The sequence below is a fragment of the Citrobacter sp. W9 genome (assembly GCF_026719375.1).
GTDB classification, from domain to species: domain Bacteria; phylum Pseudomonadota; class Gammaproteobacteria; order Enterobacterales; family Enterobacteriaceae; genus Citrobacter; species Citrobacter werkmanii.
In genome coordinates this window covers 145,151-165,313 of record NZ_JAPPTE010000011.1, presented here as the reverse complement: position 1 = coordinate 165,313, position 20,163 = coordinate 145,151, and the positions used below count along the sequence as shown (strand labels likewise).

The following is a 20,163-nucleotide window of genomic DNA, read 5'->3' as shown; positions in this document are numbered from 1 at the left end:
AGTAAACACTCCTGAGCTTTCTGCGCTCATGATATGCCTCCCGGTAGTTTAAACGGACCAGTGAAGCTTACCATAGCGCGGACATCTGAATTGAGCCACAGGCGGACATTACTATTGAGCCATTACATCACTGGTGCGCATAATGTATATTATGTTAAATCATGTAATGCGCACAAAGTCATAGAGTTAAATCCCCATCAATCTTTCGTTTGCTGGCATTTGGACATTGGTTGACACCACTACTAACTCATCGCTTCTGTCTCTACTCTTGGATACGCAATAATTAAATACGTTGTGATTTCTGACTACCCTATCGATGGGAAGAAATAAAAGCCACCTTCTATGTAGGCGGCTTTTAACTTTGTCAGGCGATCAATCAGCTGGCGCTGGTAAACACGCAGCATCACTTCACGAAGGTAAAATCTCGATCGTGGCCGCTCTGGCACGTGTCCCAGTCATTGCGGAAACATAGCGACTGCTGAGGTACTTTTTCTGGTAAGCCTGATCAATTTTACTTTCAAGCTCAGGGTCTGATGGTTTTGCGAACAGCACGACGAACTCCTGTCCGATAGCCCGTATCTTACCTGCCTGCTGAGACAATGCTGCCTGATACCATTTTGAACTGGTACCACTATAGGCTCTGACGAAAAGTCGGTTATCCACCTTCACTTCCCAAATCCATGTCGGCGTACCGGTCGTATTCATATCGGGGTGGTACGGAGCGATTTTCAAGTCGTCAGCCGCATCTATTTTTGCTAATAATTCAGGATTCCAGAACATAAACCTCTCCTATTTCATATGCGTTTTTTTTCTTTTGCAGCATTAACTCGATAATATTAAGAAATTTAATTTTGCATCAGAAAGTAGAGTAGCTGTCATCAGTCTGCTCCAGAGTACCTATGACTTACTTATTAAGATTTTTGTTGAAAAATGCAGTGATGTTATCGAACGGGATCTTGTCCATACGATCGTATAAATCGACATGAGTGGCATCATTTACAATGAGAAGCTCTTTTGGCTGATTTGCCGCTTCATAAGCCGTTTTGGAGAAATAACGCGAATGTGCTTTTTCGCCATGAATGAACAGGATCGGGCGCGGAGAAATTTCCTTAATATAGGTCATTAGCGGGAAATTCATGAAGGCCATCGGCGTTGTCACGGACCATGAATTGCCAGAGTTGACGGCCCGTGAATGATAGCCGCGTTTGGTCATGTAGTAATCCGCATAGTCCACGAGGAACTGTGCTTCACCGCCCTTCAGTTTATTATAGGCTGGCTGGTATGCAGGTTTGCCGTTTGCCACATCTTCCCAGCGCTGAAGACTCATCTTCTCCAGCGCCTGCTCACGTTGCTCCAGTGTTACGCTGTCATTGTAACCTTTCGACATCACGCGACTCATATCATACATGGTGCTGGCAACGACCGCTTTAACGCGTTTATCCATGGCAACAGCGTTCAGGGCAATCCCTCCCATGCCGCAGATACCGATGACACCGATACGTTCACGGTCTACATAAGGTTGCAGTCCAATAAAATCGACTGCGGCCATAAAGTCTTCGGTATTGATATAGGGTGACGCAATATTGCGGGGTTCGCCACTGCTTTAACCGGTATAAGAAGGATCAAATGCCAGCGTCACGAATCCGCGCTCTGCTAAGGTCTGAGCATAGAGACCTGAGGCCTGCTCTTTTACTGCGCCAAAAGGTCCGGAAATAACAAGCGAAGAAAGCTTCTTGTTCCCGCGATCTTTAGGAAGATACATATCTGCGGCCAGCGTAATGCCGTAACGGTTTTTAAAAGTAACTTTTTGATGATCCACTTTTTCGCTTCTTGGGAAAGTTTTATCCCACGTATGAACCAGACGCACTGAAGAATCTGCTGTGCCTGGTGCAGGCTGGGCGCCCGCAGTTTCTGTTGAAATCAGAGCCATTGCTCCGGCTAGGAGTGCGCCATTAAAAAAGCGCGCTGAAGATTTTGGCGACATGATATTAAAACCTTTCATTGTAATTTCAGTGTTGTTATTTTGAGTATCTTTAATGAAAGATGTTATTAAAATACTCTGCATTATTTGCCTGATCCTCTGAACCTGATTTCAAAGCGTATATTTCAATTTTCATAGCTGCTAAGTTGATTACGCCAAAAGACGTAAAAATGTGAGGTATTACAGAATGATTTCTGACAAGTCGGTTGAAAAATTACTTTGTGAGCTTTCGAACGATATTGCTCAGCGTACACCCGGCACCGGTGATTTTCCTACAGCCGTAGAAGGACTCGAATTGTTCCGCCGAAACGAACCCGCTCCTCCGGTGAGCTGTCTGGTCCCTCCCAGTATCGTTCTGGTGGCCGATGGCGCGAAGATCATGTGGGTTGGTGGTGAACCTTATGAATATAGTGCGGAAAAATTCCTGATCACTTCTCTTGATCTGCCAGCCAGTTCGGAAGTATTACAGGCTTCGACATTCCGGCCCTGCGTCGGCGTAGCCTACAAACTTGACCAGCGCGTGCTGATGGAATTAATCGCACAAGGAAGCCTGCCGCCGGTCAAAAAACGAGATGCGGGAACGGGTGTCGGTATAGGAACTATTACTCATGTTTTGCTGGAGCCTTTCTGCCGTCTGCTTTCTTTGCTTGACGAGCCTGAAGCCATTCCTGTTCTCGGGCCGTTGATTCACAGAGAGATACATTACCGGCTTTTGATGAGCGATCAGTCTGATCATCTCAGACAGATCGCAGCAGTAGACGGCCATGGCTACCGTATCGGTAAAGCTATCGACTGGTTAAAGACGAATATAGCATCACCTTTACGTGTCGAGGAGCTGGCAGCTCGAGTGCAAATGAGCACGCCCTCTTTCCACCAACACTTCAGGCAGCTTGCGGGAATGAGCCCGCTTCGGTATCAGAAATGGCTGCGCCTCAATGAAGCCAGGCGACTGATGCTGAATGAACATTACGATGTTACCACATCAGCCTATGCTGTCGGTTATGAAAGCCTGTCCCATTTCAGCCGAGAATATTCGAGAATGTTCGGGGAGTCACCTAAAAGGGATATAACTGTTCTGAGAAAATCTGTCGGTAAAAATGATATTAAATGAGCTGTGCTTTTTCCCGCACTACCTAAATTTTGTAGAACAACGTATTTGCTGCTATCGGAGACTGAACGAAGCCGAAATACTCATAGAATGCCCGAGCTTTGCCATCAATAGCATGTACCATGATGGCTTTGATGCCCACTTGATCGGCTAAGTTGGAAATTCGCAGTACCGCATCATTAAGCAGCCATTTTCCGAAACTATGCCCCTGAGTACAGACATCAACAGCAAGACGTCCCAGCAGAACGACCGGAACCGGATCGGGCATATTCTGACGTAAACTACGGCCTAAATCAGCATGGCTCACGGACCCGGTTGCAATGGAATAGTAACCCACAACACGCTGAGTAGATTCAAGACAAATGACGAATGTGCGCGATGCGTTGAGGTACTGATTTTTAATCGCCCGTCGACGTAGCCAATCATTTAACACGTCATTACCACAATCAAATGGCTGGAGATCATGCCCTTCGGTCAGCAACACCGGTGTCGTGACGTTTATTTCCATTCGGGCTTCACATTCATCAGGCGTTGACGCCCTTCAACGTTCTGAACAGGTGCTTCAAGCTGTTCAATGAAAGACTGATAACGGGCATCGTCCAGGACGAATACTCGTTGATCCAAAATGATATTCTGGGCCTCGTGCACGGCCTTCTCAATGATGAAGTCAGTACGGTTTTTATTGACCAAACTTGCAGCGTAGTCAATTACCGCACGTTCCTCATCAGTAGCCCGGATATTAATTTGCTTATCACGAGTCGGCTTACGGGCGCTGCTTTGCATGGTTATCTCCTGTTGGTAACAAATTGCTATACACTACTTTAGCTAAATTGGTAACGGATTGCTATACGAGAAAGAGTTCTTCCATCGCGATTAGCCTGAAGTGTCAGGTCTGTCCGCCCTCTTCTTTTTACAGTTTCAGCGAATGTTCCTTGGAAGATCAGTGTCGATTTGGGCCATTGCTGGTCGTTCCGCTTTCTTGTAATCTGTCTCGTTGCACGACTGACAAAATCTGGAAATACCGAACTGGACTTCATATGAATGCTCATACTTCAAAAGACCCTTTACATGGCGTAACGCTAGAAATGCAGGTCAATGCACTGGTCGATCGTTTTGGTTGGGCCGAGCTTGCTCAACGCATTAACATCAACTGCTTTAAAAATGAACCGAGCGTTAAATCCAGTTTAAAATTTCTGCGCCGTACGCCGTGGGCGCGTGCTGAAGTTGAAGCGCTCTATCTTGATTCGCTGCATGACGTGACCCCGTTCAACAACACTACACCTGCTATTGATCCCTGGGCTAACAGCCGCAACAAGAAAAAATAAGAGCATAGTCTGATGCCAGCATCCGGTTTCTTTTCAGGAAAATATCAGAAAAAACTGGCGAATATCTTCGTCCGTTGCCACGCCAGATTACCGCGAACCAATCTGAAATGGTTCGCGGTACTTGTGGGCAGTATGTTGTTACTTGGCAGTTGCTCTTCACAGCCGCCCGGTCCCAAAGTCGCCCCACTACCTCCGGTGAGTAAACCGCAACAGAATAAGGAGCCGGTGCGCGGAATCTGGCTGGCGACGGTTTCCCGTCTGGACTGGCCGCCGATCTCATCAGTGAATGTCAGTTCCCCTGCCATCCGTATCAGCCTGCAGCAGAAAGCGTTGACGGATAAGCTGGATAACCTGAAACGTCTTGGCATCAACACCGTTTTTTTCCAGGTCAAACCCGATGGCACCGCATTGTGGCAATCTAAAATCTTGCCGTGGTCAGATACGCTAACCGGCACGATTGGTCAGGATCCGGGTTACGATCCGCTACAGTTTATGCTCGATGAAGCGCATAAACGCGGCATGAAAGTTCATGCCTGGTTTAACCCTTACCGCGTATCCGTTAATCTCAAACCATCAACGATCACCGAATTAAACAGCACGCTGTCGCAGACGCCCTCCAGCGTTTATGTCCTGCACCGGGACTGGATCCGCACCTCGGGTGAGCGTTTTGTACTGGATCCCGGTATTCCCGAAGTGCGCGACTGGATCACCAGCATCGTGGCGGAAGTGGTGGAAAATTATCCGGTCGACGGCGTGCAGTTTGATGACTACTTCTATACCGAGTCTCCCGGTTCAGCGCTTAACGACAGCCAGACCTTCAGAAAATATGGTCAGGGATTTGATTCCAAAGCCGACTGGCGACGCGATAACACGCAACGATTGATCGCCCAGGTTTCGCGGACCATTAAGAAACTTAAGCCTGAGGTGGAATTTGGCGTCAGCCCCGCCGGTGTATGGCGCAATCGTTCTCACGATCCTGCGGGTTCCGACACCCGTGGCGCAGCAGCGTATGATGAATCTTATGCCGATACTCGTCGCTGGGTACAATTAGGCTTGCTGGACTACATCGCCCCACAGTTGTACTGGCCTTTTGCCCGTGATGCGGCGCGATACGATGTGCTGGCGAAGTGGTGGGCAGATGTTGTGAAATCAACCAACACCCGCCTTTATATTGGAGTGGCGCTGTATAAAGTCGGCGAACCTTCACGAAAAGAGCCGGACTGGACAGTCAAAGGCGGCGTGCCAGAGCTGAAAAAGCAGCTCGATCTGAACGAGTCCGAACCACACATCAACGGCACCATCCTGTTTCGCGAAGATTATCTTAATCAGCCGCAAACGCAGGAGGCCGTAACCTATATTCGCAACCGTTGGGGGCGTTAATGGTTATCTTTAGGTCAGTGTAACGACGGTATCTGCATCACTTGGACAGTAACCGGCGGACATTGTCATTAATTTGTTTTTGGATCGTATCCAGCGTGGTTTGCGTTATCTGCTCGGGATATTTGTCACTGGCGATAGCGCTCAGCACTGACGCAGAGTGGCAGATCTTTTCGATTATGGCGTTCACCTGGTCAGCAGAGAGCTCAGCTTCCTGAACGCCAAGCAACTGAAGGTGCTTTCTTTCGATATCCAGCGCCTCCCCCAGCACGTCCATTTGGTGGTACCCGCCGGGTCCTTCACACCAGGTAACGTCGTAAGCCGGAGCCAGAGTCCAGTTTCCATCGGCTGACATTAAATAAGCAAAGTTCTTCGGATGATCGTCTCGATTGTTGAATGCCACGTTGAAAACTACGCGTTCGAACGCTTTCGCCTTTTCTCTGACATCATTGGTACAGATCTGCGTGGCGCGCAGAAAATCCCGGTAATCTAAAGCGCCGGGTAACTGGTAATTTGCGCCGGTTAGAGCCGCCAGACTCTGCATTGGAATACGTACTGACTGGTCACGGTCGAAACGGCGGGTGGCAAAGGCCGCCTGCCCACCAGGCAGATCAAAATATGCCGTATCGGGCGTGCTAATCCCACATTGACGCAAGCATTCAGCATAAACCGCTTCGATGGCGCATACTTCAGCATGCTCATGCCTGGCGGGAAATTTAATCAACCAGCTTTCGCTCCCGGGTAGAGGCGCAGTAGTAAATTTTGACGTGACATTGTCACGATAAAGTAGCGCTTTTGGCCTTGCCCCTTGTGGCGAACCGCCCATCTGAAGCAATTTTTGCAAGAATTCCCCGCCGTCTCCACTCAGGACTTCCTGCACCTCAGCGGCCAGTTGTTCGAGAGGCACATCCTCTTTTGAAATCTTCTCGACATCTGACTGAACGGGCTGGAAAGTCATGGCGCCCATCGCGTTGTTGCCGACCCAGGTTAAGCGCTCCAAAGGACCTATGCGCGCTGCGTTTAGTCCGCGGCGTTTAAATAATCGGTCCATCAACAGCATACCCCAGCCATCAGGTAACGAATCATAGACTGGTCCAGGCAATCCCAACTGATGAGCCGGGAAATCCCTGCGTAAACGTGGACCGTTCAGCGGTAACATCAGCCGGGACAGTTCCAGTCCCTTACGTATGGCGTCTTCACTGTATTCAAAGGCGATCAACGGGCGTCCGGTCAGGGCTGTGGAAGACACCAGTTTCCCCCACAGCCATTTCTCACCCCAACCTTCATAAAAGACATCAACTTGTTCAGGCATCAGAATTTTTCCTTTTCACCCGCTGGCGTGCCGCACTCCTCTCATAACGCAAAATATCATCCAGACTGTCAATCCTGGGTTTGAATAAACCCTCCAGCGCATCGCCATAACCTAACACCATTGCGACTTTGACCAGATTCTCAAATCCTACATTCTTACCTGTTTCCAGATTCGAAACGGTATTCACACCGACACCTGAACGCGCGGCAACATCTGCCTGCGTCATTTGCCGCGCGAGTCGTTCTTTACGCAATCTGTCACAGAGTAGTTTGACGATATCAGCAGCCGTATTGAGTGTTAAATCCATAATATTGGCCCTTATTTGGATAAATGCCAGTTTACACACAATATTATAGAGTTAAAGTGAGGTTGATACAAAGCAGATAACATATGTTTTGATGGATTTAACGTCATAAATCCGTCATAAGACCCATCATACTATATTTAAATCATGGACGGATGCGGTGGTTAATCTGCCGAAATGCAGATTAAATGCCCGCGATGCAACTGGATCGCCCCCTGTCGTTTTAACCTGGCAAGCGTATCCATAATGGTGCTGCGGGAAAGCCCGGTTCGCTCCCTGATATACTGTACCGCCGGGATTCTTTTTCTGACGTCATCCGGCTCTTGCTGTAAAAGTTCAAGATGTCCCCAAACCATATCAGTTGCGGTTCGACTGGTGATCAGGCGGTCGCGCTGGCTCATTACCTGAATAATATACGCTTCAACTATTGCCACAGATTCCCAGAGTCGATCGCGATTAACGATAGTCATGAAATCCGTTTTCTTCACTACATGAGTAGTACATGGGCTGACTGCTTCGATATCATAAAAGTTATGCCCAGTGGGAAGAAAGAACTCGGCCATTCCCAGCATCATTGGCGCCTGCTGACTGGCCAGGATGAGCCCATCAGTGCGCCGGCGAATGACTATTCTACCTTCGGTCAACAACCAGATCCCATTCTCACCCTGAGAGTCCATAATAAAAGAACCGCTACGATATAGCGACTGGGCTTCAGAAAGTGGCAGTAATGCGTTGAAAAGTTTGGTTATATTAGTCGCAAGGAGTTCTTCGCTGCTACCGGTTTGTTCAGTATTGCTGGTCATAGAAGGCTCAGTCTAATTCACTAAATAATCTTATTAATGATTATCGGTAATAGAGGAAAAATCAAACCTGAAAAGTCCATTTTTGGATTTGATTATTAACATTAGCCTTACAAGAAAGTCTGATTTTATACTTGCAATACATTAATACTTTTTGTCAAAAAAACACAGTGATAATATCAATGAACAAAATGGTTCTTGTGGGCTTTTTCAATGTTAATTAAAAATATCTTGTGGTCGCTATTTATTACTGGGTTATGTGTGGGGGTTCATTATATTTTGACGCGATGGGTAACCAGACGCCTGCAATGTGCAACATTGAGAAAGCCGAGAGCAGGATTATTATGCTCTTTATTACTACTTGCTCATTTATTGGAATGTGGCGTTTATGCAACATTTTATTATATTCATCATTGCTTTAGTTCATTTTACGACTCGCTTTATTTTTCAATTACAAGTTTTGCCACCGTCGGTTATGGCGATTTGCTGTTACCACGATTCTGGGAGATCTCCGGTTCACTTGAAGGCATGACAGGCGCACTGCTAACTGGTTGGTCGGTCGCTTTACTGGTAGCAGTAGTGGTGCTCGAATCCGGCGAAAAACAACGTTAGAGATACCCTCTAATTAAGTTATAAATTCTGTTGGAGTTACTATGTTGCTCAATTATTTATCATTAGCAATACTCATCCTGGTGTTCTTAATTATTTTTTATGGCGTATTAATCTTGCACGACATCCCGTACGAGATCGCTAAGAAACGCAACCACCCTCACCTCGATGCCATACATGTCGCGGGTTGGGTCAGTTTATTTACATTACATGCGATTTGGCCATTTCTCTGGATTTGGGCAACATTATACAGTGATAAGCATGGCTGGCATGGCAATACCTCAGGACATAATATCGCTGAGCTAAGCGCGCGGATTGCGATACTGGAAAAAACACATAAACAAACTAATAGCGCATACAGCCCGCAGGATCCAAAGGTAAATTAATCGTGGAAATATTATTAACATTAACCTACGCCGCTATCGTTTACGTCATTTTTAAAGTATTTAAGGTTCCGTTGAATAAGTGGACATTACCCTCAGCGGTATTGGGGGGCGTGGTCATGCTTGGGGCGCTGATCCTTACCATGAATTATAATCATCCCTATACAGAAGATGCACAAAAATTGGTTGTGGGCATTCCCGTTGTTCCGCAAGTTACCGGGGTGGTTTCAGAAGTAACGGATAAAATTAACACACCAATAAAAAAAGGAGATGTCCTGTTTAAAATCGATCCTGCCCGTTATAAAGCTAAACTGGAAAAGCTTGAAGCAGACATTGTTACGGCAAAACATGACGTTCTGGCCCTTGAGGAGAAACGCAATAGCGCGCGACTGCAGCTAGAACAGGCCAGGGCTGAACGTGATAAATATTACAAAAACTATCAGCGCTACCAGAAAGGCAGTCAGGCAAAAGTGAACCCATTTACTGCCAATGATATTGATACAGCGCGCCAGGATTATCTGGCTCAGGACGCGGCGATGAACGCCGCCAATGCTGAACTGAACAGTATTCAGAAAGAACTCGACAGCACCATTCATGGACAAAACTCGCAGATCGCCAGTCTGCAAGCTCAAATTGATGAGGCTCGATTTAATTATGAGCAAACTATTGTTCGCGCCCCCAGCGACGGTTATGTCAGCCAATTACTGGTTCGTCCGGGAACCTATGCGTCGAGACTGCCTTTTAAGCCAGTTATGGTGTTTATTCCTGCGCACAAAAACCAAATTGTTGCGGCGTTTCGTCAAAACTCGATCTTACGTCTCAATGTGGGTGATGAAGCTGAGATTGTCTTCAATGGCTTGCCGGGACAAGTAGTACAGGGAAAAGTCGTCAGTGTTGCCCCCGTGATCCCGACCGGGGCTTATTATGCCCAGGGAACATTGCAATCCTTAAACGTCACACCGGGCAGCAACAAAGTGCTGGTCAGTATCGAAGTTGATAATAATCAGGCTGAACAGCAACTCCCAGACGGTGTTGCCGCTCAGGTTGCCGTCTATTCAGCTCAGCATTTTGAAGCATTATCATTGCTACGGAAAATACTCTTGCGCATGACCAGTTGGATGCACTACCTGTACCTTGATCATTAATCGACTGTCCGGGTGCAATGGTTGCGCCCGGACCTCACTCGACGCTCAGGCGGTAGCAGGTTCTGGTAATCTAAATGAGGAGACCAGCAACGCCAGTTGTTCCGCCTCCTCTTTCAGGGCCTGGGTACGTGCTGCGGCATCATCAATTAACGAGGCATTCTGCTGAACGGTGCTGTCCATTTCGGTAACGGCCAGCGTGACTTCGGAAACGCCTTTACGCTGTTCTTCGCCTGCAACGCGTATTTCCCCCATCAACTGACGCACCTGCCGTACGTTATTGACCAGTTCTCCCAGCCGTTCGCCTGCATTGTGAATTTGCTGACTTCCGCTACCAACATGAGATACGGATTCATCAATTAATGCTTTAATTTCCTGCGCGGCGGTGGCGCTACGCTGGGCCAGCGTACGTACTTCAGAGGCGACAACGGCGAACCCTCTACCCGCATCGCCCGCTCTGGCGGCTTCAACGGCGGCGTTCAGGGCCAGAATATTGGTCTGGAACGCAATGCTGTCAATCACCGCGACAATTTCCACCATTCTGCCGGATGACGCGCTGACGTTATCCATTGTTGAGATCACGCCCTGCATAACATCGCCACAGCGGTTGGCCGTTTGCGCGGTGCTATCGGATAGCTCATCCGCCAGTTGCGTATTACTGGCATTTTGATGAACGGTCGCATTTAACTGTTCCATCGCCGCCGAACTCTCTTCCAGCGCAGCGGCCTGCTGCGTGACGCGAGATGAAAGTTCCATATTGCTGTCTGCCAGGCTGACGGCATTATTCGCCACCACCACGCTACTGCTTCTGACGGTGATCAGAATGGCTGAGATTTTATCGACGAACAGATTAAACGCCTCGGCGATAGCCGAAATCTCATCTTTGCCGCGCACATCCAGGCGACGGGTAAGATCGCCTTCGCCCTGCGCAATATCATCGAGCGCCTGGCGGGTATCATCGAGACGCGAAATCAGTCGGCGAACCACCAGCCAGGATCCCACCAGCAATAGCGTCATAATTGGGATCAACACTTCCAGCACGTCCTGCATCATCACTTTGGCGAGACCGACGATGCGTGATTCAGGCGTCACCAGCCCCACGACCCAGCCGGTATCCGCCATCGGGAATAGCATTACCCGGGTCGGCGTATTCAACACATTGTCGTTGGCAAGCGTAATCGTCTTCACCCCATCTGCCGGACGTAAAGATTTAAGACCGTTTTCCACCGGGATAAGCCATTGCGCGCTTTGCGCCAGATCGTTAATGGTTTTGTGTTTTGTCAGGTCTGCCTGCGGGAAATAGAGAATTTGTCCCTGTTTATCCACCACGAACGCGTAACCGCCGGTGCTGTTTCCCTGCTGTTGCATAAAGGTGGCAACGTTATCGAGACGAATATCGGTAGTGGCGACGCCGGCAAACTTACCGGCCAGTTGATAAGGAACGCTGCAGGTTACCATGTTGACCCCGGAACTGGTATCCTGGTAAACATCAGACCATAAGCAGCTGTTTTGTGAATGTCCCTTGGCATGCTGATACCAGCTTTCATTGTGGTATCCGCTTGATCCTTCGACGTTATAGTCGTTGGAGTACATCAGCTTTCCTTCAGCGTTACGCGCCCAGAAAAAGCTGCGTTTTTCTACGCCTGCGGTGAAGGCGTCTGGTTCTGGCCAAATGCCGCCGCCGGTAATGATCGATTCTTTATCTTCACCTATCAAATGTGGAACAACGCTTTGATATAGCGATTCATCGTTGGGCAGCACTTCGGCCAGTCGCGACAAACCGACGGTCTCACCTTCAATTCGCGACAACACGGTACTTAACTGGCGGGTTAAACCTTGCCCCGTTTCTTCGATCAGGGCGGTATTGATTTCAACGACGCGCGGCTGCCCTCGCCAGAGCATAATCGCAACAATAACAAGTGTAGTGACTGCAAGCAGCAGAATGCCGCCAATGGTTAAACGCGTTGAAATACGAGTAGGATACCAGGCCATACAAACTCCTTCTGCAAAAGGCTAACTTTTACCCAGTATCGGCACCGGCGTTTTTATCTTTATAAAGTTTCCTTAAGTATTGCAAAATAAATAAGTGACGGCGTCACAAATAGCAAAACCCAGCACTTTGGCCGGGTTTTAATAACGCTTTAATTTTATTTTGATAATTCTTTTTTGATTTCGTCTTTTATTTTACTTAATTCGCTCTGCGGATGTTTTTTACAAAGTTCTACGGTCAGAGGTACTGCGGTTGTGACGGTTTCGTTATAGTCGACGTAATCACCACCTTTGAAATCTTCGTCTTCATTAAGCACCCAGAAAGCCACCGGAGCCATGGTCTGCGGGTTCAGATCAATGAATTCCTGGCAGCTCATGCCTTTCGGCGTCACTTCAGTTTTCGCGCTATCAGTGGCTGCATTGACGCTAACACTGGTTAACAGCGCTGCGACCAGAATACCTGCTGTAGAAAGGGAGAATTTATTCATTGTAGTACTCCATTTATAATATAGATAATATCTACACTCGCGCTTCAAACCGTTAATGTAGTTCGCAAAAATAATACCCCTACCGTTATAAGAATAAAGATTGCCATTATTGATTTGGCTGAAATTGATATTTCCCATTACCGATTCTGATGTTTGAGGGGGAATGTTGCCGACAATGTGATCGTTCCGACGAAATCAGCAGATTCATACCCCGCTCTCCTGTCGCTGCACCAAAACTGAACTACGCTGCACAAATGTTGATCATTGGTTAATGAATATGGTTTGTGTTTTAACAAAAACAGCCAGCGTATCGCTGTTAGCGACCTGGCACGCGTCCTGCATTGTTAATTCACTAACAGTGAGCCGTCATCTGACAGACAACTAACAGCGAGAAGGTAATGACAGCGAGAAGGTAATGACAGCGAAACCTGAATTATTTACCCGCATAGAACAGACCTTCAGCCAGCTTACGCCGAGCGAAAAGCGCGTAGCCGGATGGCTGTTAGCCCACGGTGTACAGATCCCTTTTGAAACCGCGGATGGCATCGCTAAAGCAGCAGGAACCAGCGGCATTACCGTAGGACGCTATCTGCGTAAGCTGGGCTTTCGCAATCTGGAGGATGCAAAAGCCAGCCTGCGTGAGCTGCCCGTCGTCCCCTATCAGCCCTGGGGAATGAACGAACGGCTGGATTCCTGGCACCAGCAGCAAAGCCTGCCGGATCGTGCGCAGCAGTCGCTGTTACTGGAAATCGACGCCATTACCCATGTCTATCAACTCGCGCAAAGCGAAACATTTTTACGCATTGCGCAGCAGCTGGCGCATGCGGAAGCGGTTTACATCCTCGGGATCCAATCTACACGTGGGATTGCCAACGCCTTTTTTAGTCATCTTGAATACCTGCGGCCTAAAGTCAGCTACTCCGAAGGGCTTTCCGGCAGTTGGGTCGAGTCGCTGAATTCGGGATTTAACCAGCCATACGTGGTGATCACCGACATGCGCGCCTACTCCGCTATCTCCCGACAATATTGCCGTGTCGCGACAGAACGCCATATTCCACTGGCGCTGATCACCGATGTGTGGTGTCCGTGGGCCAGAGATTATGCCCTTGATTTACTCCAGGTAAAAACTGACACCGGACATTTCTGGGATTCTCTGGCTCCCGTGAGCTGTCTGTTCAACTTATTACTCTCTGCGGTGGTGGAGCAACTTGGTGATTCCCTCGCAGGACGCCTGCAAACCAATCGCCAGTTACAACAACAGTTTGGTCAATTCGAACAATAAACAGGAAATGTGCTATGTCAGAAACCCCAGAACTGGTCGATCTGTCGGTGATATTCCCGTCACTGCATATCGATCTCAAATACGCCACGGCCGACAACATTACCGGCGCGCCTATCTACCGGGAAGCGCGCTGCCTGTTACACCGCGAGGCGGTAACCGCGCTGGCTAAAAGCATCAGTATCGCGCAGCTGGCGGGCCTGAAGCTTGTAATCTATGACGCGTATCGCCCCCAGCAGGCGCAGGCGGTGCTGTGGAATGCGTGCCCGGATCCCCAGTACGTCGTCGATGTGGCGATTGGATCCAATCACAGCCGTGGGACGGCCATCGACGTTACGCTGATGGACGATCGTGGCAATGTTCTTGATATGGGCGCTGATTTTGATGAGATGCACGACCGTTCTCATGCCTGGCACCCTTCTGTTCCACCAGCCGCGCAGCGTAACCGGTTGTTACTCAACGCCATTATGTTCGGTGGCGGTTTTGTCGGCATTAACAGCGAGTGGTGGCATTTTGAATTACCTGATGCCGCGCGTTATCCACTGCTTGACGACCAGATAGCCTGTTTCCCTGTTCCCCCCATAACAACACAACATCCTTTTTAATTCTGGAGCCTGGTTATGAAGACTACACCTGCGTTAAATGCGTTTTTTCGCCCCGCTCTGATCGCCATTGCGCTGGCATTTGCCCTCCCTGCCGCGCAGGCCGCCGTGCCGAAAGATATGTTGGTCATCGGTAAAGCCGCCGACCCGCAGACGCTCGACCCCGCCGTGACAATCGATAACAACGACTGGACGGTCACCTATCCCTCTTATCAGCGTTTGGTTCAGTACAAAACCGAAGGCGGTAAAGGCTCAACGGAAGTTGAAGGTGATTTAGCCAGCGGCTGGAAAGCCTCTGACGATCAGAAAGAGTGGACGTTCACCCTGAAAAACGATGCCAAATTCGCCGACGGTACGCCGGTGACGGCAGATGCAGTAAAACAATCCTTTGAGCGCCTGCTCAAAATTGGCCAGGGACCCGCTGAAGCATTCCCGAAAGATCTGAAGGTTGAGGCCATTGATGACAATACGGTGAAATTTACCCTCAGCCAGCCGTTCGCGCCATTCCTGTATACGCTGGCAAATGACGGGGCCTCAATTATCAACCCGGCAATCTTAAAAGAGCATGCCGCAGACGATGCCCGCGGATTCCTGGCGCAGAACACGGCAGGCTCCGGTCCTTTCATGCTGAAAAGCTGGCAAAAAGGACAACAACTGGTACTGGTGCCAAACCCGCATTATTCCGGGGCCAAACCAACGTTTAAGCGGGTTTCGGTAAAAATCATTGGTGAAAGCGCCTCCCGTCGCCTGCAGTTGTCGCGTGGCGATATCGACATTGCCGACGCGCTTCCAGTCGACCAGTTGGCCGCTTTAAAACAGGAAGGCAAAGTTAACGTAGTGGATTATCCCTCGCTGCGCGTGACCTATCTGTATCTGAACAACAGTAAAGCGCCGCTCAATCAGGTGGATTTACGCCGCGCCATCTCATGGGCCACCGATTATAAAGGCATGGTGAATGGGATCCTCAGTGGCAATGGTAAACAGATGCGCGGTCCGATCCCTGAAGGTATGTGGGGTTTTGATGACAAGGCTATGCAGTACAGTTTTGATGAAGCCAAAGCGAAAGCCGCATGGGACAAGGTCGCGAACAAACCCGAGAGCCTGAGTTTCTTGTATTCAGATAATGACCCTAACTGGGAGCCGATTGCCCTCTCTACCCAGGCCAGTCTCAACAAACTGGGTATTAAGGTGAAGCTGGAAAAACTGGCGAATGCCACCATGCGTGACCGCGTGGGTAAAGGGGATTACGACATTGCTATCGGCAACTGGAGCCCGGATTTCGCCGACCCGTACATGTTCATGAACTACTGGTTTGAGTCAGATAAAAAAGGTCTGCCGGGTAACCGTTCATTCTATGAAAAAAGTGAGGTCGATAAGCTGCTGCGTAGCGCATTAGCCACCACCGATCCGGTTGCCAGAACCAATGATTACCAGCAGGCGCAAACCATCGTGATTGATGAAGCGGCCTACGTCTATTTATTCCAGAAAAACTATCAACTGGCGATGAACAAAGACGTCAAAGGATTTGTATTTAACCCCATGCTGGAACAGGTCTTCAATATCTCCACCATGAGTAAATAAGCCACGTTGATGCGGAGCCACTCAGGCTCCGCAAGGGGAAGCTAATGACGTTCTGGAGCATTTTACGCCAGCGATGCTGGGGACTTATTCTGGTGGTTATCGGTGTTTGCGTGATCACCTTTATTATTTCGCACCTGATCCCAGGCGACCCCGCACGGTTGCTGGCGGGCGATCGCGCCAGCGATGAAATTGTCGAAAATATTCGTCAACAGCTGGGGCTGAACCAGCCGCTGTATGTGCAGTTCTTTCGCTATGTGAGCGATATCTTTCAGGGCGACTTAGGCACCTCTATTCGCACCGGACGCCCGGTACTGGATGAACTGCGTATCTTCTTTCCCGCCACCCTGGAGCTGGCTTTCTGCTCTTTGTTGCTGGCGCTGGTGATCGGTATTCCGTTAGGTATTTTATCTGCAGTCTGGCGCAACCGTTGGCTTGATCACCTCGTTCGCCTGATGGCGATTACCGGCATCTCCACGCCTGCATTCTGGCTGGGGCTGGGGGTTATCGTGCTGTTTTACGGTCATCTGCAAATTTTGCCCGGTGGTGGACGGTTAGACGACTGGCTGGATCCACCGGCTCATGTCACCGGATTCTACCTGATTGATGCCCTGCTGGAAGGCAATGGCGAAGTCTTTTTCAATGCGCTCCAGCACCTGATCCTGCCGTCACTGACGCTGGCTTTTGTGCACTTAGGGATCGTTGCCCGCCAGATTCGCTCCGCCATGCTGGAGCAACTGAGTGAAGATTACATTCGTACCGCGCGCGCCAGCGGACTGCCGGGCTGGTACATCGTGCTGTGTTACGCGTTGCCGAATGCGCTTATTCCATCAATAACCGTGCTCGGCCTGGCATTGGGCGATCTGCTCTACGGTGCGGTACTGACCGAAACGGTCTTCGCCTGGCCGGGAATGGGCGCCTGGGTGGTAACGTCGATTCAGGCGCTCGACTTCCCGGCGGTGATGGGATTTGCCGTAGTGGTCTCTTTCGCTTATGTGCTGGTCAACCTGGCGGTTGATTTACTCTACCTGTGGATTGACCCACGTATTGGACGCGGAGGTGCTGAATGATGCTCACTCAAGAAACGCCGACCGCCCCACAGACTGTTCGTCGTCGTACGGACTGGGCGAAATTGTTGTGGATGATGAAAAGCAGCCCGCTGACGTTGATAGGCGGGGTCATCATTGTACTGATACTGTTGCTGATGGTGCTGTCTCCGTGGATTACGCCTTACGATCCTAATGCCATCAATTTAAGTGCGCGCCTGCTGCCACCGTCCGCGGCCCATTGGTTTGGTACCGATGAAGTGGGCCGCGATCTGTTCAGCCGTGTTCTGGTCGGAAGCCAGCAGTCGGTCGTCGCTGGTCTGGTGGTGGTGGGAATTGCCGGCGGATTGGGTTCGCTGCTGGGTTGTCTGTCTGGTGTCATGGGGGGACGCGCCGATGCAATTATCATGCGAATAATGGACGTCATGCTGTCCATCCCTTCGCTGGTACTGACAATGGCGCTGGCCGCTGCGCTGGGACCCAGCCTGTTTAACGCCATGCTGGCGATTGCCATCGTACGTATTCCTTTTTATGTGCGCCTCGCCCGCGGTCAAACGTTAGTGGTGCGTCAGTTTACCTATGTCCAGGCTGCGCGGACCTACGGCGCTTCTCGCTGGCACCTGATTAGCTGGCACATTTTACGTAACTCTTTACCGCCGCTGATTGTGCAGGCGTCGCTGGATATCGGCAGCGCGATCCTGATGGCCGCCACGCTCGGGTTTATTGGTCTGGGCGCACAGCAGCCCAGCGCGGAATGGGGAGCGATGGTGGCGATAGGCCGCAACTACGTGCTTGATCAGTGGTGGTATTGCGCTTTTCCCGGCGCCGCAATTCTGATTACCGCCGTGGGCTTTAATCTTTTTGGCGATGGTATTCGCGACCTGCTGGATCCGAAAGCCGGAGGAAAACAGTCATGACACAACCCGTACTGGAAATTGAGGATTTGCATCTGAGTTTCCCCGGCTATAAAGCTGACGTGCATGCGCTGAACCATGTTTCGCTGCATATCAACCGCGGAGAAATTGTCGGCGTGGTCGGTGAATCCGGTTCCGGCAAGTCCGTGACGGCGATGCTTACCATGCGGCTGCTGCCGGAGGGCAGCTATCATATTCACCAGGGACGCGTTTCGCTACTGGGTGAAGATGTGCTCAACGCCAGCGAAAAGCAAATGCGTCAATGGCGCGGCGCACGCGTTGCGATGATCTTTCAGGAGCCCATGACCGCGCTTAATCCCACGCGACGTATCGGCCAGCAGATGGTGGAAGTTATCCGCCATCACCAGGCGCTAAGCCGCACGGATGCTCGCCAGAAAGCCATCGCTTTGCTGGAAGAGATGCAAATTCCGGACGCGGCGGAAGTGATGAAACGTTTCCCGTTTGAACTTTCCGGCGGTATGCGCCAGCGGGTGATGATTGCGCTGGCCTTTTCCTGCGAGCCGGAACTGATCATTGCCGATGAACCGACCACCGCGCTCGACGTCACGGTACAGCTGCAGGTGCTGCGTTTATTGAAGCTAAAAGCGCGCGCCAGCGGGACAGCCGTACTATTTATCAGCCATGATATGGCGGTGGTGTCACAATTGTGCGACCGGTTATATGTCATGTATGCCGGAAGCGTGATTGAGAGTGGTCCAACACCAACCGTTATTCAGCATCCCACGCATCCCTATTCCATCGGCTTGCTGAAATGTGCGCCGGAACACGGCGAACCGCGCGCATTGCTGCCTGCCATTCCCGGCACCGTACCGAATTTAACCCGCTTACCGAGCGGATGCGCATTTCGTGAGCGCTGTTTTGCGGCTGGCCCTCGCTGTGACGAGACGCCGGCATTAAGCAGTCAGGGAGGCGCGGATCAACAATCGGCCTGCTGGTATCCGCAACTGGAGACAACACATGTCTGAATTTTTACTGGCCCTGCAGGATGTTCATGTCAGCTTTCCCGCGCGTAAAAACTGGCTCGGCAAGGTTACCGAACGGGTGCATGCGCTCAACGGTCTGGATTTACAGATTCGACAGGGAGAAACGCTGGGGATTGTCGGTGAATCCGGCTGCGGAAAAAGTACGCTGGCGCAACTGCTGATGGGGATGCTGCAACCCAGTCAGGGAAACTACTCTCGCCGCGATGACAAGCAGCACAATGGTATGCAGATGGTCTTTCAGGACCCGCTTTCATCGCTTGATCCGCGCTTACCGGTGTGGCGAATTATCACCGAACCGGTGTGGATCCAGAAGCGAAGCTCCGAGCGTGAACGCCGCATTCTTGCCGAAGATTTGGCGCAACAGGTAGGGATCCGCCCTGAATATCTCGACCGTCTGCCGCATGCGTTCTCCGGCGGGCAGCGTCAGCGTATTGCCATTGCCCGGGCGTTGTCGTCAGAGCCGGACGTGATTGTACTGGATGAACCCACTTCGGCGCTGGATATCTCCGTGCAGGCGCAAATTCTTAACCTGCTGGTGTCATTGCAGGCACGCAGAAATCTGACCTATGTGCTGATATCGCATAACGTGTCGGTGGTTCGCCATATGAGCGATCGCGTGGCGGTGATGTACCTTGGGCAAATTGTTGAACTGGGAGAAACGCAGCAGGTTCTTACTCATCCTGCCCATCCCTACACGCGATTATTACTCGACTCCGTCCCTAAAACGGGAGCACCGCTGGCGGAGGATTTAGTATTACGGAAAACCGAACTACCGGGGAACCGAACGCTGCCTGAGGGCTGTTTTTTTCGTGACAGATGTCCGTTGGCGATCCGTGGCTGTGAGAATAAACAGATCTTGCTGTCCAGCGAATCAGGATGTGAGGTTCGCTGCTGGCGGGCGGTTAACGTGAGCTGAACGCGG

The 20,163-nt window shown here is 50.3% G+C and carries 21 protein-coding genes and 1 pseudogene; 13 read left to right on the top strand and 9 right to left on the bottom strand.

All coding sequences use genetic code 11. The features are described from left to right. Positions 1–408 precede the first annotated feature (408 nt). Both OOJ59_RS16685 and OOJ59_RS16680 read right to left on the bottom strand, forming a co-directional pair. Entirely contained in the window at positions 409–780 is a 372-nt protein-coding gene (locus OOJ59_RS16685) for a DUF2255 family protein (RefSeq protein WP_160956479.1), read from the bottom strand. Positions 781–904: 124 nt separating this feature from the next. Further along, positions 905–2,002 (bottom strand): annotated as a pseudogene (locus tag OOJ59_RS16680) (alpha/beta hydrolase). Between the two features lie 166 nt (positions 2,003–2,168). Between OOJ59_RS16680 and OOJ59_RS16675 the strand changes: the two are divergent. Then, on the top strand, positions 2,169–3,092 hold the full coding sequence (locus OOJ59_RS16675) for an AraC family transcriptional regulator (RefSeq protein WP_160956480.1): 924 nt from the start codon (positions 2,169–2,171) through the stop codon (positions 3,090–3,092). A 22-nt stretch (positions 3,093–3,114) separates the two neighbouring features. On the opposite strand, the gene OOJ59_RS16670 is transcribed toward OOJ59_RS16675, so the two are convergent. Then, positions 3,115–3,597, bottom strand: a complete 483-nt coding sequence (locus OOJ59_RS16670; RefSeq protein WP_085048216.1) for a GNAT family N-acetyltransferase — start codon at positions 3,595–3,597, stop codon at positions 3,115–3,117. Next, on the bottom strand, positions 3,588–3,872 hold the full coding sequence (locus tag OOJ59_RS16665; RefSeq protein WP_038640582.1) for a type II toxin-antitoxin system TacA family antitoxin: 285 nt from the start codon (positions 3,870–3,872) through the stop codon (positions 3,588–3,590). The genes OOJ59_RS16670 and OOJ59_RS16665 overlap by 10 nt, the downstream gene beginning before the upstream one ends. Before the next feature lie 254 nt (positions 3,873–4,126). On the opposite strand from OOJ59_RS16665, the gene OOJ59_RS16660 reads away from it, so the two are divergent. Beyond that, on the top strand, positions 4,127–4,414 hold the full coding sequence (locus tag OOJ59_RS16660) for a VF530 family DNA-binding protein (protein ID WP_087856619.1): 288 nt from the start codon (positions 4,127–4,129) through the stop codon (positions 4,412–4,414). A gap of 12 nt (positions 4,415–4,426) precedes the next feature. Next, positions 4,427–5,794: a glycoside hydrolase family 10 protein gene (locus OOJ59_RS16655; protein WP_160956481.1), complete on the top strand. Its 1,368-nt coding sequence runs from the start codon at positions 4,427–4,429 to the stop codon at positions 5,792–5,794. Positions 5,795–5,831: 37 nt separating this feature from the next. On the opposite strand, the gene OOJ59_RS16650 is transcribed toward OOJ59_RS16655, so the two are convergent. The 3 genes from OOJ59_RS16650 to OOJ59_RS16640 all read right to left on the bottom strand — a co-directional run bounded on the left by OOJ59_RS16650 (position 5,832) and on the right by OOJ59_RS16640 (position 8,210). Continuing rightward, positions 5,832–7,103, bottom strand: coding sequence for a type II toxin-antitoxin system HipA family toxin (locus OOJ59_RS16650; RefSeq protein WP_160956482.1), 1,272 nt, complete (start codon positions 7,101–7,103; stop codon positions 5,832–5,834). Continuing rightward, the gene (locus tag OOJ59_RS16645; RefSeq protein WP_160956483.1) at positions 7,096–7,410 is read right to left on the bottom strand and encodes a helix-turn-helix domain-containing protein; all 315 of its coding nucleotides are present in this window, start codon (positions 7,408–7,410) and stop codon (positions 7,096–7,098) included. The genes OOJ59_RS16650 and OOJ59_RS16645 overlap by 8 nt, the downstream gene beginning before the upstream one ends. A gap of 161 nt (positions 7,411–7,571) precedes the next feature. After that, positions 7,572–8,210, bottom strand: a complete 639-nt coding sequence (locus OOJ59_RS16640; protein ID WP_110498069.1) for a helix-turn-helix domain-containing protein — start codon at positions 8,208–8,210, stop codon at positions 7,572–7,574. A 210-nt stretch (positions 8,211–8,420) separates the two neighbouring features. On the opposite strand from OOJ59_RS16640, the gene OOJ59_RS16635 reads away from it, so the two are divergent. The 3 genes from OOJ59_RS16635 to OOJ59_RS16625 are packed head-to-tail and all read left to right on the top strand — an operon-like array spanning position 8,421 to position 10,344. After that, on the top strand, positions 8,421–8,819 hold the full coding sequence (locus OOJ59_RS16635) for an ion channel (protein WP_085048211.1): 399 nt from the start codon (positions 8,421–8,423) through the stop codon (positions 8,817–8,819). Positions 8,820–8,860: 41 nt separating this feature from the next. Further along, on the top strand, positions 8,861–9,202 hold the full coding sequence (locus OOJ59_RS16630) for a DUF3302 domain-containing protein (protein WP_160956242.1): 342 nt from the start codon (positions 8,861–8,863) through the stop codon (positions 9,200–9,202). A gap of 2 nt (positions 9,203–9,204) precedes the next feature. Next, positions 9,205–10,344 (top strand): HlyD family secretion protein, encoded by a 1,140-nt coding sequence (locus OOJ59_RS16625; protein WP_085048210.1) that lies wholly within the window; start codon positions 9,205–9,207, stop codon positions 10,342–10,344. Positions 10,345–10,389: 45 nt separating this feature from the next. Here the strand turns inward: OOJ59_RS16625 and OOJ59_RS16620 are convergent, their stop codons facing one another. Both OOJ59_RS16620 and hdeB read right to left on the bottom strand, forming a co-directional pair. Continuing rightward, positions 10,390–12,333: a methyl-accepting chemotaxis protein gene (locus OOJ59_RS16620; RefSeq protein ID WP_137347279.1), complete on the bottom strand. Its 1,944-nt coding sequence runs from the start codon at positions 12,331–12,333 to the stop codon at positions 10,390–10,392. Positions 12,334–12,488: 155 nt separating this feature from the next. After that, positions 12,489–12,818: an acid-activated periplasmic chaperone HdeB gene (gene hdeB / locus OOJ59_RS16615; protein WP_032939734.1), complete on the bottom strand. Its 330-nt coding sequence runs from the start codon at positions 12,816–12,818 to the stop codon at positions 12,489–12,491. 415 nt (positions 12,819–13,233) lie between these two features. Here hdeB and OOJ59_RS16610 point away from each other — a divergent pair, with 415 nt between their 5' ends. The 7 genes from OOJ59_RS16610 to OOJ59_RS16580 are packed head-to-tail and all read left to right on the top strand — an operon-like array spanning position 13,234 to position 20,157. Continuing rightward, positions 13,234–14,100 (top strand): MurR/RpiR family transcriptional regulator, encoded by an 867-nt coding sequence (locus tag OOJ59_RS16610; RefSeq protein WP_038640598.1) that lies wholly within the window; start codon positions 13,234–13,236, stop codon positions 14,098–14,100. Positions 14,101–14,114: 14 nt separating this feature from the next. Further along, on the top strand, positions 14,115–14,702 hold the full coding sequence (gene ddpX, locus OOJ59_RS16605) for a D-alanyl-D-alanine dipeptidase (RefSeq protein WP_160956243.1): 588 nt from the start codon (positions 14,115–14,117) through the stop codon (positions 14,700–14,702). Positions 14,703–14,717: 15 nt separating this feature from the next. Then, a complete protein-coding gene (locus OOJ59_RS16600; RefSeq protein WP_137347281.1) occupies positions 14,718–16,280 on the top strand; it encodes an ABC transporter substrate-binding protein in 1,563 nt (520 codons plus the stop codon). A gap of 44 nt (positions 16,281–16,324) precedes the next feature. Continuing rightward, positions 16,325–17,347, top strand: a complete 1,023-nt coding sequence (locus OOJ59_RS16595; RefSeq protein WP_038640603.1) for an ABC transporter permease — start codon at positions 16,325–16,327, stop codon at positions 17,345–17,347. Next, entirely contained in the window at positions 17,344–18,240 is an 897-nt protein-coding gene (ddpC, locus tag OOJ59_RS16590) for a D,D-dipeptide ABC transporter permease (protein ID WP_137347282.1), read from the top strand. Before OOJ59_RS16595 ends, ddpC begins: the two co-directional genes overlap by 4 nt. Then, positions 18,237–19,223, top strand: a complete 987-nt coding sequence (locus tag OOJ59_RS16585; protein ID WP_038640607.1) for an ABC transporter ATP-binding protein — start codon at positions 18,237–18,239, stop codon at positions 19,221–19,223. The genes ddpC and OOJ59_RS16585 overlap by 4 nt, the downstream gene beginning before the upstream one ends. Continuing rightward, positions 19,216–20,157: an ABC transporter ATP-binding protein gene (locus OOJ59_RS16580; protein WP_085048204.1), complete on the top strand. Its 942-nt coding sequence runs from the start codon at positions 19,216–19,218 to the stop codon at positions 20,155–20,157. Before OOJ59_RS16585 ends, OOJ59_RS16580 begins: the two co-directional genes overlap by 8 nt. The last annotated feature ends 6 nt before the right edge of the window (positions 20,158–20,163 follow it).